We start from the raw sequence: 16,249 nt of genomic DNA, 5'->3' as shown, positions 1-16,249 counted from the left end.
GGGGAAGTGCATGCGTGGCGCTTCCCCGCCTTTTCATCGTGAGGTGGTGGGCATGGACATGAGTGCCAAGCTGAACCTGAGTTACCCGGTCGCACGTTCGGTTGAGCAGGTTGCCGAAAAGCCGGTTACCCGGGCAGTTGAAGCTGCAGTACCCAGTGAAGACGACAAGAAAGACTCGCTGGCGGCGAAGGATGCCGAAAAGGTCAAGAATGCCGTCTCTGAAATCGAAAAATTTTTGAAAGCGTCACAGCGCAATCTGGAGTTCTCCACGGACGAAGAATCCGGCAAGATCGTGGTCAAAGTCATCGCCAGCGACAGTGGTGAGTTGATTCGCCAATTGCCCTCGGAAGAGGCGTTGCGAATTGCCCGCAGCCTGAGTGATGCCAACAGTGTTCTGTTCGACGCCAAGGTTTGACTGGCGGCGAGTACCAATGAAGTAAAGCATGTCGGCCCCGCAGGAGTGGGCTGGCGGTTAACGAGAGGGAGAACAGCATGGCAAGCCCAATCGCCTCCAGTACTGGCCTCGGGTCCGGTCTGGACATCGGTTCGATCGTCAAGGTCCTGGTCCAGTCCGACACTGCCGCCAAGCAGGCGCAGATTACCCGGCAGACCAGTAACAACAGTGCGATGATCTCCGGAATCGGGTCGCTGCGTAGTGCCCTCACGGCCTTCCAGACTGCCATGACCAAGCTCAACGACAAGACCGCGCCGTCGTTCAATGCCTATGCGGCTACTTCGGCCAATGACAAGGTCGTCAAGGTCACCTCGGGCAACACCGCAGTCGCCGGTAGTTACGACATTCAGGTAGCAAAGCTGGCAACAGGTTCGAAAGTGGCTAGCCAGGCGTTTGTCGAAGGTGCCTCCAAAGCGATTGCCGCGGGAACCCTGACGATCGAACAAGGTGATCCCGCAGTTGGCGGCACGGCCTACACGATCGAGGTCGGCGCTGGCGCCACGCTGCAAAGCGTGCGCGACCAGATCAACAAGGAAATGAGTGCCAACGGCATCAGTGCCAACATCATTACAGGTGAGGATGGCGCTCGTCTGGTGTTGACGTCCTCAAAGACTGGCGCGGGCAATGATCTCTCATTGAAGGGGGATGTCGATCAGACTGAGCTGAATATTGTCGGCACCCAGAAGATGGTAGGGACGGGGGCAGGCTATATTACCGATATAGCTCAGGACGCCGAGCTGACGATCGATGGCCTGAAGATCACCAGCGCCACCAATACCATTAGTGATTCGATCAGTGGTTTGAGCCTGGAGTTGATCAGTGAGAGCGCGGCGGCAACCAAGGTCACCGTAGCGGCCAACAATGATGGCCTGAAGACCTCCATCCAAAGTTTTGTCGATGCCTACAACACGCTGCAGAAGGCTATTACGTCGCTGACTTCGACCAGCCGTGATGACGATGACAACCTGGTGCTGGGACCTCTGACCAACGACCCTACCACCCGGTCGCTGTTGGGTGATATTCGTAAGGTGCTTTCCGAAGTGGGGGCAGGCGATCAGCTGACCACTCTGAGTCAGTTAGGTATCAACACACAAAAAGACGGCACTCTGGAGTTCAACAGCACCAAATTCGCCGCAGCGATGAATGACAAGAAGTTGGGAGCGGAAGTGCAGGAGTTGTTCACCGGCACGAATGGCATTTTCGAGCGGATGAACAAGGCCATTGACCCGTACAATGCCACTGATGGTAGTTTGGCTAGCCGTAATAGCGCATTGAGCAACGTTGCCAAGAACTTGAGTGAGCAGCAGGCTGCCCTCGATCGGCGCACCGACTCGTTGACCGAATCACTGACCAAGAAATACGTGGCCTTGGACACTGCCCTAGGCAAGATGAAAGCCCAGGCCGACCAGATCACGTCGATCTTCGAGGCGATCAACGCGCAGGCCAAGAAGTCCTGATTCTTTCCGTGTGACAAAAGCCCGGCAGCGTTTGCCAGACGCGCCGGGCTTTTCGTTTTAACCCTAAAGTTTTTTGACGTGGCGGCGATACACAGGGTAGACGCAACCTTTTTCGCAGCAACGAGGCAGATCCATGAACCCGATGTTGGCCCTTCGGCAATACCAGAAAGTCAACGGCGTGGCACAGACATCCGAAGCCAGTCCGCACCGCCTGGTGCAGATGCTCATGCAGGGCGGCCTTGATCGCATGGCGCAGGCGAAGGGCGCGATCGCGCGCAATGATATAGCCCAGAAGGGTATCCTCATCGGCAAGGCCATCGACATCATCGGCGGCCTGCGTGAAGGCCTGGATCTGGAAAACCATGCCGACACCCTGGCCGATCTGGACAACCTGTATACCTACATGAGTCGTCGCTTGATCGAAGCCAATGCAAAAAATGACCCGGAGATCATCGACGAAGTGGCGCGCCTGCTGATCACCATCAAGGAAGGTTGGGACGCGATCGGCGACCCGTCGGCGGCTTCCTAAGCCAGGAGGATGACATGAGCGAGGTTATCGCCCGTATAGAGCACACCCGAGAAGCCTTGCTGGCGGCGCTGGCTGATCGCGACTGGGGTACAGTTGGCGAGCTCGACCTGGAATGCCGGCTGTGTGTCGACGATGTGCTTGCCGAGGCTCATGAAAACGAAGCGGAAGTACGTGGTAGCCTTGAGCAGTTGTTGGCCGTATACCGTCAACTAATCGATGTTGCAAGTGGTGAACGTCAATCCTTGGTGGAAGAAATGTCGAAAATCCGTCAGGCGAAGAACGCGGCAAAGGTATACCATTTGTTCACCTGACCACAGATCTGCAAAAAGCCAAGCGCCATTAATTTGACTGGCTGGTGTTTTTTGACTTTACTAGTGGCTGTTTTCGAATTTCAGACGTCCGAACACTGACCATTCAGTCGGAATGATGTCGAGCACGCCCTCGGGCGCCGATATGACTAGGGAAGTTGCTATTGCATGTGGCGTGAAACCAAGATTCTGCTGATCGACGACGACAGCGCACGCCGCCGCGACCTGGCGGTGGTGCTTAACTTCCTCGGCGAAGAAAACCTCGCTTGCTCCAGCCAGGACTGGCAGCAAGTGGTCGAGCCGTTGTCTTCGAGTCGCGAAGTGCTGTGCGTGCTTATTGGCACTGTAAATGCCCCGGGCAGTGTGCTTGGGCTCGTTAAGACAGTGACTGGGTGGGATGAGTTCCTTCCGGTTCTGCTTTTAGGTGAAATTTCTTCTGCGGAGTTCCCGGAAGACCTTCGCCGCCGGGTGCTTTCCAACCTGGAAATGCCGCCAAGCTACAGCCAGCTGCTGGATTCGCTGCACCGTGCCCAGGTCTATCGCGAGATGTACGACCAGGCGCGCGAGCGTGGTCGCCAGCGCGAACCCAACCTGTTCCGCAGCCTGGTCGGCACCAGCCGTGCCATTCAGCACGTGCGGCAGATGATGCAGCAAGTGGCCGATACCGATGCCAGCGTGCTGATCCTGGGTGAGTCCGGCACCGGCAAGGAAGTGGTCGCGCGCAACCTGCACTACCATTCCAAACGCCGCGAGGCGCCGTTCGTGCCGGTCAACTGCGGCGCGATCCCGGCCGAGTTGCTGGAAAGCGAACTGTTCGGCCACGAGAAGGGCGCCTTTACCGGGGCGATCACCAGCCGTGCCGGGCGCTTCGAGCTGGCCAACGGCGGTACCCTGTTCCTTGACGAAATCGGCGACATGCCGTTGCCGATGCAGGTCAAGCTGTTGCGCGTGTTGCAGGAGCGTACCTTCGAGCGCGTGGGCAGCAACAAGACCCAGAGCATCGATGTGCGCATCATTGCCGCGACCCACAAGAACCTCGAGACCATGATCGAGGAGGGTACGTTCCGCGAAGACCTGTACTACCGCCTGAACGTGTTCCCTATCGAGATGGCGCCGCTGCGTGAGCGGGTGGAAGACATCCCGCTGCTGATGAACGAGCTGATCTCGCGTATGGAGCACGAGAAGCGCGGGTCCATCCGCTTCAACTCCGCGTCGATCATGTCGCTGTGTCGCCACGGCTGGCCGGGTAACGTGCGCGAGCTGGCCAACCTGGTCGAGCGTATGGCGATCATGCACCCGTACGGGGTGATTGGCGTTTCCGAGCTGCCGAAGAAATTCCGTTACGTCGATGACGAAGACGAGCAGATGGTCGACAGCCTGCGCAGCGACCTGGAAGAGCGCGTGGCGATTAATGGCCATACGCCGAACTTCAGCAACCACGCCATGCTGCCACCTGAAGGCCTGGACCTGAAGGACTATCTGGGCAGCCTGGAGCAGGGCCTGATCCAGCAGGCGCTGGACGATGCCAACGGTATCGTTGCGCGTGCGGCTGAACGTTTGCGCATTCGCCGCACCACCTTGGTCGAGAAGATGCGCAAGTATGGCATGAGCCGCCAGGGCGGCGAGGAACAGGCGGAGGATTGACGGCTGGGGCGGGGCGTTCGGCTTGGCGTTGATGGTGTCTGTTAGGTCGAGCGCCGCCCGCGCGGCGGTTCTCGAGTGTTTGCCGTTGTACTTTCTGCGCCTGTGAGATCGAGCGCCGCCCGCGCCGCGCTTCGCGGGGCAAGCCCGCTCCCACATTTGTTGCAACGTGCCGAACCTGTCAGGCCATGGTTGTCAGCCTTGGTGGGATGGCTGTATTTCTGGGTTGGCACTACTGCCGCCCCATTGCCTCAAGCCTTGCACCAAGGCTGGCAACGCCTCTCCCACAGGCATGGCCACGTTGCAACAAATGTGGGAGCGGGCTTGTCCCGCGAAGCGCCGCGCGGGCGGCGCTCGATTTCACAGGCGCAGAAAGTGTCAAGGCGTATATACCCGCGGCGGCGCACGATATGCGCCCCACCAAAATCTCAAACCCTGCATTAAACCCCATCTCCGGCACGGCTATTGCTACACCGCTGGCAACACACCGTTTTTATGACGGTCAGCCATGCGAGAGAGCAACATGCCCCAGGCCGCCCACATATCCCTAGCCCCCGGTCCGCAGGGGCAGCCCCCGATCGAGCAGGACAGCCGCCAGGGTGTCGAGCAGGCCTTCGCTCTGTTCAATCAGGTCTCGAGCCAGCTGAGCCAGTCCTATAGCCTGCTGGAAGCCCGGGTCAGCGAACTCAAGGGCGAGCTGGCGGTGGTCAGCGCCCAGCGCATCGATGAACTGAGCGAAAAGGAACGCCTGGCCAACCGCCTGCAGAACCTGCTGGACCTGCTGCCCGGCGGGGTGATCGTGATCGATGGCCAGGGCCTGGTACGCGAAGCCAACCCGGCCGCCTGCGAATTGCTCGGCGAGCCGCTGGTCGGCCAGCTGTGGCGCCAGGTGATCGCTCGCAGCTTTGCCCCGCGCAAGGATGACGGTCACGAAGTCTCGCTGCGCGACGGCCGCCGTCTGTCCATTGCCACTCGCTCGCTGGATGCCGAGCCTGGCCAGTTGGTGTTGCTCAACGACCTGACCGAAACCCGTCGCCTGCAAGACCAGCTGGCTCGCCACGAGCGCCTGTCTTCGCTGGGGCGCATGGTCGCCTCGCTGGCGCACCAGATCCGCACGCCACTGTCGGCGGCGATGCTCTACGCCAGCCACCTGGCTGATCCCGAACAAGACCTGAGCGCGGAAACCCGCCAGCGCTTTGCCGGGACCCTGAAAGAGCGCCTGCACGAATTGGAACACCAGGTGCGCGACATGCTGGTATTCGCTCGGGGTGAGCTGCCGCTGAATGATCGAGTCACGCCAAAAGCCTTGTTCCAGGCCCTGCAGCAGGCTGCCCAGGCGCATGTGCAAGGGCACGCCGTGCGCTGGCAGTGCGACAGCCACCTGGGTGAGCTGCTGTGCAACCGCGACACCCTGGTTGGTGCATTGCTCAACCTGATCGAAAATGCGCTGCAAGCCAGCGACGGCCCGGCGCGACTGAAGGTGCACCTGTTCCGTCGCGAGCGCAGCCTGCACCTGTGTGTAAGCGACGCCGGCAGTGGCATCGATGGCGACCTGCTCGGCCGCCTGGGCGAGCCGTTCCTGACCACCAAGGCCACTGGCACCGGCCTGGGCCTGGCCGTGGTCAAGGCCGTGGTGCGCGCGCACCAAGGTGCGCTGCGCCTGCGCTCCAGGGTTGGCCGTGGCACCTGTGTGCGGGTGGAGCTGCCGTTGATCGACGGGCAGCTGGCGGAGGGCATGTAATGACGATCAAGGTGCTGCTGGTCGAGGACGACCGTGTATTGCGCCAGGCACTGGGCGATACCCTGGAAATCGGCGGTTTCGCCTACCAGGCGGTAGGCAGTGCCGAAGAAGCGTTGGAAGCAGTGCTGGAGGAGGCCTTCAGCCTGGTGGTCAGCGATGTGAACATGCCAGGCATGGATGGGCACCAACTGCTGGCCCAGCTGCGCCGCCAGCAACCGCAACTGCCCGTGTTGCTGATGACTGCGCATGCCGCGGTGGAGCGCGCCGTCGAGGCGATGCGCCAAGGGGCTGCCGACTATCTGGTCAAGCCGTTCGAGCCCAAGGCATTGCTCAGCCTGGTCGAGCGGCATGCCGCCGGGCGCGTGGCTGAAGAAGAAGGCCCGGTGGCTTGCGAGCCAGCCAGCCGACAGTTGCTGGAGCTGGCCGCCCGCGTGGCGCGCAGTGACTCGACCGTGCTGATTTCGGGCGAGTCCGGCACCGGCAAGGAAGTGCTGGCGCGCTATATCCACCAACAGTCGGCGCGCGCGGCTCAACCCTTCGTGGCGATCAACTGTGCGGCCATCCCCGACAACATGCTCGAGGCCACCCTGTTCGGCCACGAGAAGGGCGCCTTCACTGGCGCCATTGCCGCCCAGGTCGGCAAGTTCGAGCAGGCCGAGGGTGGCACCTTGCTGCTCGATGAAATCTCGGAAATGCCGATGGCATTGCAGGCCAAGCTTTTGCGCGTGCTGCAGGAGCGCGAGGTGGAGCGGGTCGGCGGGCGCAAGCCGATCAGCCTGGATATCCGTGTGCTGGCTACTACCAACCGTGACCTGGCTGGCGAAGTGGCGGCCGGGCGTTTCCGTGAAGACCTCTACTACCGCCTTTCGGTGTTCCCCCTGGCCTGGCGCCCACTGCGCGAACGCCCGGGTGACATCCTGCAACTGGCCGAGCGCCTGTTGGCGCGTCACGTGGCCAAGATGAAGCACGCCCCGGTGCACCTGTCGCCCCAGGCCCGGGCCTGCCTGCAGGCGTATGCCTGGCCGGGCAACGTACGCGAACTGGACAACGCCCTGCAGCGGGCGCTGATCCTGCAGCAGGGCGGGGTGATCGAGGCGGCGGATTTTTGTCTGACAGGCGCCATTCCATTGTCAGCTGGCATCGAGCCATCACCTGAGGTGGTGGCCGAGCCTGGCGGGCTGGGCGATGACATGCGTCGTCATGAGTACCAGATGATCATCGACACCCTGCGCGCCGAGCGCGGCCGCCGCAAAGAGGCGGCCGAACGCCTGGGGATCAGCCCGCGTACCTTGCGCTACAAGCTGGCGCAGATGCGCGATGCCGGGTTTGACGTCGAGGCCAGCCTGTTCGGCTGACAAAAACCTCAGAGCTTGCGCAGCCTTTGTAGGAGCAGCCTTGTGCTGCGAAGAGGCCAGCAAGGCAGAAGGTGGTCTGTTGCATCAAAGGCCCCTTTCGCAGCACAAGGCTGCTCCTACAGTGAACCGAGGTGCGCGTGCCAAGGCTGGCACCTTTGTTGCTTTACGTTGGCTATCCGCCGCATCACTGTCAAAAAAATGCGGCCGCAGGAGAGAGAAGGGTCATGAGCCAAGGTGTTGAATTCAATCGTCTGATGCTGGACATGCGGGCCATGCAGGCCGATGCCATGTCGCTGCCCAAGGTGGCCGCCGCTCCCGAGCTGGCACCGGGGCAGAGTACCTTTGCCGACATGCTCGGCCAGGCCATCGGCAAGGTGCATGAGACTCAGCAGGCTTCGACCCAGCTGGCCAACGCCTTCGAGATCGGCAAAAGTGGTGTCGACCTGACCGATGTGATGATCGCTTCGCAAAAGGCCAGCGTGTCGATGCAGGCCCTGACCCAGGTACGCAACAAGCTGGTCCAGGCGTACCAGGACATCATGCAGATGCCGGTTTGAGGACGGACGTAAACCATGGCTGAAGCAGTCGTCGACAACGCCCCTGCCAAGAGCGGCCCGCCCGCGGCCAAGCCGCCGCTGTTCGGCATGGCGTTTCTGGAAAATATCGCGCAGATGCCCATGCTGCGTCAGATCGGCCTTCTGGTCGGCCTGGCCGCCAGCGTGGCGATCGGCTTTGCCGTGGTACTGTGGTCGCAACAACCTGATTACCGTCCGCTGTACGGCAGCCTGGCGGGCATGGACACCAAGCAGGTCATGGATACCCTGGCCGCTGCCGACATCCCCTACAACGTCGAGCCCAACTCCGGGGCTCTGCTGGTCAAGGCCGACGACCTCTCCCGTGCGCGCCTGAAACTGGCGGCCGCCGGCGTGGCGCCAAGCGATGGCAACGTCGGTTTCGAATTGCTCGACAAGGAGCAGGGCCTGGGCACCAGCCAGTTCATGGAAGCCACCCGTTACCGTCGCAGCCTGGAAGGCGAGCTGGCGCGTACCGTGTCCAGCCTGAACAACGTCAAGGGCGCGCGCGTGCACCTGGCCATCCCGAAAAGCTCGGTGTTCGTGCGTGACGAACGCAAGCCCAGCGCCTCGGTACTGGTCGAGTTGTACCCGGGCCGTGCCCTGGAAGCCGGGCAGGTGATGGCCATCGTCAACCTGGTCGCCACCAGCGTGCCGGAACTGGACAAGTCCCAGGTCACCGTGGTCGATCAGAAGGGCAACCTGCTGTCCGAGCAGATCCAGGACACCGCCCTGACCCAGGCAGGCAAGCAGTTCGACTACAGCCGCCGGGTAGAAAGCATGCTCACCCAGCGGGTACACAACATCCTGCAGCCGGTGCTGGGCAATGACCGCTACAAGGCCGAAGTGTCTGCCGACCTCGACTTCAGTGCGGTCGAGTCCACCTCCGAGCAGTTCAACCCCGACCAGCCGGCACTGCGCAGCGAGCAGTCGGTCGACGAACAGCGTGCCAGCAGCCAGGGGCCGCAAGGTGTCCCCGGCGCACTGAGCAACCAGCCGCCAGGCCCGGCCTCGGCACCGCAGACCACCGGTGGTGCCGCTACCCCGGCCGCGGCCATCCAGCCTGGCCAGCCGCTGGTGGATGCCAACGGCCAGCAGATCATGGACCCGGCCACCGGCCAGCCGATGCTCGCGCCGTACCCGTCGGACAAGCGCCAGCAAAGTACCAAGAACTTCGAGCTGGACCGCTCCATCAGCCACACCCGCCAGCAGCAGGGGCGCATGACCCGCCTGTCGGTGGCGGTGGTGGTGGACGACCAGGTCAAGATCGACCCGGCCACCGGCGACGCCACCCGTGCGCCATGGGGCGCCGAGGACCTGGCACGCTTCACTCGCCTGGTACAGGACGCGGTCGGCTTCGATGCCAGCCGTGGCGACAGTGTGACGGTGATCAACGTGCCGTTCGCCGCCGACCGTGGCGAAGAGATCGCCGATATCGCCTTCTACCAGCAGCCGTGGTTCTGGGACATCGTCAAGCAAGTGCTGGGCGTGGTGTTCATCCTGGTGCTGGTGTTCGGTGTGCTGCGCCCGGTGCTGAACAACATTACAGGGGGCGGCAAGCAGGCTGCCTCGGATAGCGACATGGAGCTGGGCGGCATGATGGGTCTGGATGGCGAACTGGCCAACGACCGCGTCACTCTGGGTGGCCCGACAAGCATTCTGCTGCCTAGCCCGAACGAGGGTTACGAGGCACAGCTCAACGCAATCAAAGGCCTGGTGGCCGAAGACCCGGGCCGCGTTGCCCAGGTCGTGAAAGAGTGGATCAACGCCGATGAGTGATAACCGAGCCGTTACCGCCAAGCTGAGCCGCGTCGACAAGGCGGCGATCCTCCTGCTTTCGCTGGGCGAGACCGATGCCGCCCAGGTGCTGCGGCACATGGGGCCCAAGGAAGTGCAGCGTGTGGGTGTGGCCATGGCGCAGATGGGCAATGTGCACCGTGAACAGGTCGAACAGGTGATGAGCGAGTTCGTCGAAATCGTCGGCGACCAGACCAGCCTGGGCGTGGGCTCCGATGCCTATATCCGCAAGATGCTCAATCAGGCCCTGGGCGAGGACAAGGCCAACGGCCTGGTCGACCGCATCCTGCTCGGTGGCAACACCAGCGGCCTGGACAGCCTGAAGTGGATGGAGCCGCGCGCCGTTGCCGACGTGATCCGCTACGAGCACCCGCAGATCCAGGCCATCGTGGTTGCCTACCTCGACCCCGACCAGGCTGGCGAAGTGCTGAGCAACTTCGACCATAAGGTGCGCCTGGACATCGTCCTGCGCGTGTCGTCGCTGAACACCGTGCAGCCGGCGGCGCTGAAGGAGCTGAACCAGATCCTCGAGAAGCAGTTCTCGGGCAACTCCAACGCGGCGCGTACCACCTTGGGTGGCATCAAGCGCGCCGCCGACATCATGAACTTCCTCGACAGCTCGGTGGAAGGTGCACTGATGGACGCGATCCGCGAAATCGACAGCGACCTGTCGGAGCAGATCGAAGACCTGATGTTCGTCTTCAACAACCTGGCCGATGTCGACGACCGTGGCATCCAGGCACTGCTGCGCGAAGTCTCGTCCGATGTGCTGGTGGTGTCGCTCAAGGGCGCCGACGAGCGGGTCAAGGACAAGATCTTCAAGAACATGTCCAAACGTGCCTCGGAGCTGTTGCGCGACGACCTGGAGGCCAAGGGGCCGGTACGGGTCAGCGATGTGGAAACGGCGCAGAAGGAAATCCTCACCATCGCCCGCCGCATGGCCGAGGCCGGCGAGATCGTGCTCGGCGGCAAGGGCGCCGAGGAAATGATCTGAGGTATTCGCGATCTGAAGGCCGACGCCGCCCCTTGTGGGAGCGGGTAAACCCGCTTCCATAAGGACCGTGTCGGCTGAACATGGTTTGAGAACATGACAGCATGCCCACCAAAGAACATCACCCCAGCGACCTGATCCGCGCCCGCGACCTCGAGGGCGTGGACGTATGGGCGCTGCCCAGCTTCGACCCGGAACCCGAGCCTGAGCCCGAACCGGAGCCGGAACCCGAGGTAGTCGAGGAAGAAGTCGAGGAAGTGCCGCTGGAAGAAGTCCAGCCGCTGACCCTGGAAGAACTCGAGGCCATCCGCCAGGAAGCCTACAACGAAGGCTTTGCCACCGGTGAGCGCGAGGGCTTCCATAGCACCCAGCTCAAGGTCCGCCAGGAAGCCGAAGAGGCCCTGAAGACCAAGCTGGAAAGCCTCGACCGGCTGATGACCAACCTGATGGAACCGATCGCCGAGCAGGACACGCAGATCGAGAAGGCACTGGTCCACCTGGTCGCTCACATGACCCGCCAGGTAATCGGTCGCGAACTGCGGAGTGATTCCAGCCAGATCACCCAGGTACTGCGCGAAGCGCTCAAGCTGCTGCCCATGGGCGCTGACAATATCCGCATCCATCTCAACCCGCAGGATTTCGAGCTGGCCAAGGCCCTGCGCGAGCGCCATGAGGAAAGCTGGCGGCTGCTAGAAGACAGCGCGCTGCTGCCGGGCGGCTGCCGTATCGAGACCGCGCACAGCCGCATCGACGCGACCATGGAAACCCGCATCGAGAAAGCCGTGGCGCAACTGTTCGATCAGTTGCACGACCATTCGCTGCACCCGGCAGCGCCGGACATGTCGGTAGACCTGGACAGCCTGCCAGAGCGTGCCGTGGGTAGCCCGGATGCATCTTGAACGCACCAGCTTCGGCAAACGCCTGGGCAGTTATGCCGAGGCCATCGAACTGCCGGCCCAGCCCATCGTCGAAGGCCGCCTGCTGCGCATGGTTGGCCTCACCCTGGAAGCCGAAGGCCTGCGCGCTGCAGTCGGCAGCCGCTGCCTGGTAATCAACGACGACAGCTACCACCCGGTGCAGGTGGAGGCCGAAGTCATGGGCTTTGCCGGGCCCAAGGTATTCCTCATGCCGGTCGGCAGCATTGTCGGCATCGCCCCCGGCGCGCGGGTGGTGCCGCTGGATGACAGCGGCCGCCTGCCCATGGGCATGAGCATGCTCGGCAGGGTGCTCGACGGCGCCGGTCGCGCGCTGGATGGCAAGGGCGGGATGAAGGCCGAGGACTGGGTGCCGATGGACGGCCCGGTGATCAACCCGTTGAACCGCGACCCCATCAGCAAGCCGCTGGACGTGGGCATTCGCAGCATCAATGGCCTGCTCACGGTCGGTCGCGGCCAGCGCTTGGGCCTGTTCGCCGGTACCGGTGTGGGCAAGTCGGTGTTGCTGGGCATGATGACCCGCTTCACCGAAGCCGAAATCATCGTCGTCGGCCTGATCGGCGAGCGGGGTCGCGAGGTCAAGGAATTCATCGAGCATATCCTGGGTGAGGAAGGCCTCAAGCGCTCGGTGGTGGTCGCTTCGCCCGCCGACGATGCGCCGCTGATGCGTCTGCGCGCCGCCATGTACTGCACACGTATTGCTGAGTACTTCCGCGACAAGGGCAAGAACGTGCTGTTGCTGATGGACTCGCTGACCCGTTTCGCCCAGGCCCAGCGTGAAATCGCCCTGGCCATCGGCGAGCCGCCGGCCACCCGGGGTTACCCGCCGTCGGTGTTCGCCAAGCTGCCCAAGCTGGTGGAGCGGGCCGGCAACGGCGAGCCAGGTGGTGGTTCGATCACCGCGTTCTATACCGTGTTGTCCGAGGGCGACGACCAGCAGGACCCGATTGCCGACGCGGCGCGTGGTGTGCTCGATGGCCACTTCGTGCTGTCGCGGCGGTTGGCCGAGGAAGGCCATTACCCGGCTATCGACATCGAAGCCTCGATCAGTCGGGTCATGCCTCAGGTGGTCGATGCCGACCATTTGCGCCAGGCGCAAAAGTTCAAGCAGCTGTGGTCGCGCCTGTCGCAAAGCCGTGACCTGATCAGTGTGGGGGCCTACGTGGCGGGTGGCGACCCGGAAACCGATCTGGCCATTGCCCTGCAGTCGAAGCTGGTGGAGTTTTTGCGCCAGGGCCTGCGCGAGAGCGTGGGCATGGCGCAAAGCCGCGAACAGTTGGGGGCGATCTTTGCGCCCCCGGCGGGCGGTTGATAGGCCATGGCGCTGCCCGGACGTGCCGCGCGCCTGGCGCCGGTGGTGGACATGGCCGAAGAGGCCGAGCGCCAGGCGGCCCAGCGCCTTGGGCAGTTCCAGCAGCAGGTGGCCGCGGCCCAGGCCAAGCTTGCCGAGCTCGAGCGGTTTCGCGAGGATTACCAGTTGCAGTGGATCAACCGCGGCGGGCAGGGGGTAAACGGTAGCTGGCTGGTCAATTACCAGCGCTTCCTCGGGCAGCTGGAAACGGCCATGACCCAGCAGCGCCAGAGCCTGGTCTGGCACCAGAACAACCTCAACAACGCCCGAGGCACCTGGCAGCAGGCCTATGCCCGGGTGGAAGGCCTGCGCAAGCTGGTACAGCGCTATCTGGAGGAAGCCCGGCGGGCCGAAGACAAGCGCGAGCAGCGCTTGCTTGACGAGCTGTCACAACGCCTGCCGCGGCAGAATCACCTTTAAGCTGCCCATTGGGCTTGCGCGGTACCCTGTAGGAGCGGCCTTGTGTCGCGAAAGGGGCGCGCAGCGGCCCCAGGATTTCAGCTTCGCAGCAAATATCGCCGGGGCCGCTCTGCGGCCCTTTCGCGACACAAGGCCGCTCCTACACTGGGTGCACCGCATATGGGAATGGCATGCTTGCCACCCCCGGCATCGCCTGCTAAACCTTTAAAGAGTTGCATCCGCCATCATCGAAGGAATCGCTAGCATGGCAGTCGAGACGGATTTTTCGCAGGACGGGAAAAAGCTGACAATAAAGATCAAGGGGCGCTTCGATTTCGGCAAGCACCAGGAATTTCGCGACGCCTACGAACGCCAGCCCAACCGGCCAGATTCGGTGGTCGTCGACCTGAAGGACACTACCTACCTCGACAGTTCCGCGCTCGGCATGCTGCTGTTGCTACGTGACCATGCGGGCGGCGATGAGTCGGATGTGCGTGTGGTGCATGCCAGCTCCGACGTGCGCAAGATCCTCGCCATCTCCAATTTCGAAAAGCTCTTCGATATCAGTTGAGCGCCGACATGCCGGCCGAACAGGCGTTGACCGTGCTGGTGGCTGAAGACGGTGCCGCCGACCTCCTGCTGCTGGCGCAGATCGTGCGCCGTCAAGGTCATCAGGTACTTACCGCGGAAAACGGCGAGCAGGCGGTGGCGTTGTTCGTCGAGCGGCGCCCGCAACTGGTGCTGCTGGATGCGCTGATGCCGGTGATGGACGGCTTCGAGGCGGCGCGGCAGATCAAGGCCCTGGCCGGCGAAGCGCTGGTGCCGATCATTTTCCTGACTTCATTGAACGAGGAGGAAGGCCTGGTGCGCTGCCTGGAGGCAGGGGGCGACGACTTCATGGCCAAGCCCTACAGTGCGGTGATTCTCGGCGCCAAGATCCGCGCCATGGACCGCCTGCGCCGGCTGCAGGCCACCGTGATGGAGCAGCGTGACCAGATTGCCCGGCACCACCACCACCTGCTCAACGAGCAGCGGGTTGCCAAGGCGGTGTTCGACAAGGTGGCCCATTCCGGCTGCCTTGCCGCGCCCAACATCCGCTACCTGCAATCGCCGTATGCGCTGTTCAATGGCGACCTGATGCTGGCCGCGTTCACTCCGTCCGGCGACATGCGAGTGCTTCTCGGCGATTTTACCGGCCACGGCCTGCCAGCGGCGGTAGGGGCGATGCCGCTGGCTGAAGTGTTCTACGGCATGACTGCCAAGGGCTACAGCATGGCGCAGGTCCTGCGCGAGATGAACGCCAAGCTCAAGCGCATCCTGCCGGTGGACATGTTCTGTTGTGCGCTGCTGCTCAACCTGAGCATGCAGCGCGGTTCGGTGGAGGTGTGGAATGGCGGCATGCCTGATGGCTATCGCCTGGCAGTAGATGGCCAGGTGCTGTCGGCGCTGGGTTCGCGGCACCTGCCGCTGGGCATCCTGAGCGCCGAGCGTTTCGATGACAGTACCGAAGTGTTGCCGATGGCGCCGGGTGAACGCCTGCTGCTGCTGTCGGACGGCGTGCTCGACACGGCCGACGACCAGGAGCGCCTGTTCGGTGTGCAGCGCCTGCACAGGGTGCTGGCCGACAACCGTGACCCGGCGCGGCTGTTCGACGAAGTGATGCAGGCTCTGGAGCGCTTTGGCGGGCGCCCGCGCGATGACATCAGTCTGTGCGACATTCGTATGTTCAGTGCCGAGGAGCGGGTGCCGGCGCCGATGATCTACTCTGATAGCGGTCGTTCCAGCCCGCTGGACTGGTCGCTGGGGTTCGAAGTGCGGGGCGAGAGCCTCAAGCGCTTCAACCCGGTGCCGTATCTGGTGCAGTTGTTGCAAGAGATTCATGGCCTGCGTGCGCGCACCGGCAACCTGCACAGTGTGCTCAGCGAGCTGTATTCAAACGCCCTGGAGCATGGCGTGCTGGGTCTGGACTCACAGCTCAAGCGCGATGGACAAGGCTTTGCCGACTATTATCAGGAACGCGCCCGGCGCCTTGGGGTGCTGACCGACGGTTACGTGCGCATCGATTTCAAGGTTGAACCGCATGCCGACGGCGGGCGTCTGATGATCGAGGTCCGTGACAGTGGTGCCGGGTTCGATGTGCAGCGCGTGCTGTCGCGGCCCACGCTGGAGCAGGGGCTGAGTGGGCGTGGCCTGAATTTGGTAAGGCGGCTGGCCAGCAGCGCTTGCTGGAGTGAGGGCGGGCGTTGCGCGCATGTGGAGTTCGTCTGGTGAGCCACGGGTTGGCTCGGGCATAATCTGGCTTGATCAAGGAGTGAACAAGTGACTGACATGCATATTGACCATAAGGTACTCAGCGACCTGCGTGAGGTCATGGAAGATGGCTACCTGCAGTTGGTGCAAACCTTTCTTGACGACTCCGAACGGCGCCTGGGCCAGCTGCATGCGGCCAAAAGTGCCGAAGAGCTCGGTTCTGCGGCCCACAGTTTCAAGGGCAGCAGCAGCAACATGGGCGCGATTGCATTGGCCAGCCTGTGTCAGCAACTGGAGGAGCGCGCGCGGCGGCCTCCGCTGTATGGCATCGAGGACCTGATCAACCGCATCGACCTGGAGTTCGTCGAGGTGCAGCGCTTCTACCGAGGTGAGCAGCAACGCATTTCGGCGGGTTGATACACGACTTGGCGCGAGTCTTGCCTGTCTCTGGCTGGATGATTTTTTTGTT

16 protein-coding genes are annotated in these 16,249 nt (G+C 62.7%); all 16 read left to right on the top strand.

Going from position 1 to position 16,249, the window contains the following annotated elements:
• Positions 1–52 precede the first annotated feature (52 nt).
• The 16 genes from GEV38_RS19525 to GEV38_RS19450 all read left to right on the top strand — a co-directional run bounded on the left by GEV38_RS19525 (position 53) and on the right by GEV38_RS19450 (position 16,197).
• Entirely contained in the window at positions 53–415 is a 363-nt protein-coding gene (locus GEV38_RS19525) for a flagellar protein FlaG (protein WP_054573106.1), read from the top strand.
• A 77-nt stretch (positions 416–492) separates the two neighbouring features.
• Positions 493–1,911, top strand: a complete 1,419-nt coding sequence (fliD, locus tag GEV38_RS19520) for a flagellar filament capping protein FliD (RefSeq protein ID WP_054573107.1) — start codon at positions 493–495, stop codon at positions 1,909–1,911.
• Positions 1,912–2,044: 133 nt separating this feature from the next.
• Positions 2,045–2,440, top strand: a complete 396-nt coding sequence (gene fliS / locus GEV38_RS19515; RefSeq protein WP_054573108.1) for a flagellar export chaperone FliS — start codon at positions 2,045–2,047, stop codon at positions 2,438–2,440.
• 14 nt (positions 2,441–2,454) lie between these two features.
• The gene (locus GEV38_RS19510; RefSeq protein ID WP_054573109.1) at positions 2,455–2,751 is read left to right on the top strand and encodes a flagellar protein FliT; all 297 of its coding nucleotides are present in this window, start codon (positions 2,455–2,457) and stop codon (positions 2,749–2,751) included.
• A 165-nt stretch (positions 2,752–2,916) separates the two neighbouring features.
• Positions 2,917–4,392, top strand: a complete 1,476-nt coding sequence (gene fleQ, locus GEV38_RS19505; RefSeq protein WP_015271222.1) for a transcriptional regulator FleQ — start codon at positions 2,917–2,919, stop codon at positions 4,390–4,392.
• Between the two features lie 520 nt (positions 4,393–4,912).
• Positions 4,913–6,130: a PAS domain-containing sensor histidine kinase gene (locus GEV38_RS19500; RefSeq protein ID WP_015271221.1), complete on the top strand. Its 1,218-nt coding sequence runs from the start codon at positions 4,913–4,915 to the stop codon at positions 6,128–6,130.
• A complete protein-coding gene (locus tag GEV38_RS19495; RefSeq protein WP_054573881.1) occupies positions 6,130–7,485 on the top strand; it encodes a sigma-54 dependent transcriptional regulator in 1,356 nt (451 codons plus the stop codon). Before GEV38_RS19500 ends, GEV38_RS19495 begins: the two co-directional genes overlap by 1 nt.
• Positions 7,486–7,709: 224 nt before the next feature.
• Positions 7,710–8,042 (top strand): flagellar hook-basal body complex protein FliE, encoded by a 333-nt coding sequence (gene fliE / locus GEV38_RS19490; RefSeq protein WP_013973606.1) that lies wholly within the window; start codon positions 7,710–7,712, stop codon positions 8,040–8,042.
• Positions 8,043–8,057: 15 nt separating this feature from the next.
• Positions 8,058–9,836 (top strand): flagellar basal-body MS-ring/collar protein FliF, encoded by a 1,779-nt coding sequence (fliF, locus tag GEV38_RS19485; protein WP_015271219.1) that lies wholly within the window; start codon positions 8,058–8,060, stop codon positions 9,834–9,836.
• Positions 9,829–10,848, top strand: a complete 1,020-nt coding sequence (gene fliG, locus GEV38_RS19480; protein WP_003257289.1) for a flagellar motor switch protein FliG — start codon at positions 9,829–9,831, stop codon at positions 10,846–10,848. Before fliF ends, fliG begins: the two co-directional genes overlap by 8 nt.
• Before the next feature lie 101 nt (positions 10,849–10,949).
• Entirely contained in the window at positions 10,950–11,744 is a 795-nt protein-coding gene (gene fliH, locus GEV38_RS19475; RefSeq protein WP_015271218.1) for a flagellar assembly protein FliH, read from the top strand.
• Positions 11,734–13,092, top strand: a complete 1,359-nt coding sequence (gene fliI / locus GEV38_RS19470) for a flagellar protein export ATPase FliI (RefSeq protein WP_015271217.1) — start codon at positions 11,734–11,736, stop codon at positions 13,090–13,092. Before fliH ends, fliI begins: the two co-directional genes overlap by 11 nt.
• A gap of 6 nt (positions 13,093–13,098) precedes the next feature.
• Positions 13,099–13,551, top strand: a complete 453-nt coding sequence (gene fliJ / locus GEV38_RS19465) for a flagellar export protein FliJ (protein ID WP_015271216.1) — start codon at positions 13,099–13,101, stop codon at positions 13,549–13,551.
• A 244-nt stretch (positions 13,552–13,795) separates the two neighbouring features.
• Positions 13,796–14,101: an STAS domain-containing protein gene (locus GEV38_RS19460; RefSeq protein ID WP_015271215.1), complete on the top strand. Its 306-nt coding sequence runs from the start codon at positions 13,796–13,798 to the stop codon at positions 14,099–14,101.
• Between the two features lie 8 nt (positions 14,102–14,109).
• Complete coding sequence (locus GEV38_RS19455) at positions 14,110–15,801, top strand: fused response regulator/phosphatase (protein WP_054573882.1); 1,692 nt, start codon at positions 14,110–14,112, stop codon at positions 15,799–15,801.
• 48 nt (positions 15,802–15,849) lie between these two features.
• Positions 15,850–16,197 (top strand): Hpt domain-containing protein, encoded by a 348-nt coding sequence (locus tag GEV38_RS19450; RefSeq protein WP_043935791.1) that lies wholly within the window; start codon positions 15,850–15,852, stop codon positions 16,195–16,197.
• Positions 16,198–16,249 lie beyond the last annotated feature (52 nt).

The sequence above is a fragment of the Pseudomonas sp. 13159349 genome (assembly GCF_013305685.1).
GTDB classification, from domain to species: Bacteria; Pseudomonadota; Gammaproteobacteria; order Pseudomonadales; family Pseudomonadaceae; genus Aquipseudomonas; species Aquipseudomonas asiatica.
This window is presented reverse-complemented; position numbering and strand designations above follow the sequence as displayed.

Excerpts from the sequence above, each read along its gene's own strand:
- fliH (WP_015271218.1), top strand. The coding sequence starts at position 10,950 with ATGCCCACCAAAGAACATCACCCCAGCGACCTGATCCGCGCCCGCGAC.
- GEV38_RS19510 (WP_054573109.1), top strand. The coding sequence starts at position 2,455 with ATGAGCGAGGTTATCGCCCGTATAGAGCACACCCGAGAAGCCTTGCTG.
- fliE (WP_013973606.1), top strand. The coding sequence starts at position 7,710 with ATGAGCCAAGGTGTTGAATTCAATCGTCTGATGCTGGACATGCGGGCC.
- GEV38_RS19455 (WP_054573882.1), top strand. The coding sequence starts at position 14,110 with ATGCCGGCCGAACAGGCGTTGACCGTGCTGGTGGCTGAAGACGGTGCC.
- fliD (WP_054573107.1), top strand. The coding sequence starts at position 493 with ATGGCAAGCCCAATCGCCTCCAGTACTGGCCTCGGGTCCGGTCTGGAC.
- GEV38_RS19495 (WP_054573881.1), top strand. The coding sequence starts at position 6,130 with ATGACGATCAAGGTGCTGCTGGTCGAGGACGACCGTGTATTGCGCCAG.
- fliG (WP_003257289.1), top strand. The coding sequence starts at position 9,829 with ATGAGTGATAACCGAGCCGTTACCGCCAAGCTGAGCCGCGTCGACAAG.
- fliS (WP_054573108.1), top strand. The coding sequence starts at position 2,045 with ATGAACCCGATGTTGGCCCTTCGGCAATACCAGAAAGTCAACGGCGTG.
- fliI (WP_015271217.1), top strand. The coding sequence starts at position 11,734 with ATGCATCTTGAACGCACCAGCTTCGGCAAACGCCTGGGCAGTTATGCC.
- GEV38_RS19500 (WP_015271221.1), top strand. The coding sequence starts at position 4,913 with ATGCCCCAGGCCGCCCACATATCCCTAGCCCCCGGTCCGCAGGGGCAG.
- GEV38_RS19525 (WP_054573106.1), top strand. The coding sequence starts at position 53 with ATGGACATGAGTGCCAAGCTGAACCTGAGTTACCCGGTCGCACGTTCG.
- GEV38_RS19460 (WP_015271215.1), top strand. The coding sequence starts at position 13,796 with ATGGCAGTCGAGACGGATTTTTCGCAGGACGGGAAAAAGCTGACAATA.
- fliJ (WP_015271216.1), top strand. The coding sequence starts at position 13,099 with ATGGCGCTGCCCGGACGTGCCGCGCGCCTGGCGCCGGTGGTGGACATG.
- fleQ (WP_015271222.1), top strand. The coding sequence starts at position 2,917 with ATGTGGCGTGAAACCAAGATTCTGCTGATCGACGACGACAGCGCACGC.
- fliF (WP_015271219.1), top strand. The coding sequence starts at position 8,058 with ATGGCTGAAGCAGTCGTCGACAACGCCCCTGCCAAGAGCGGCCCGCCC.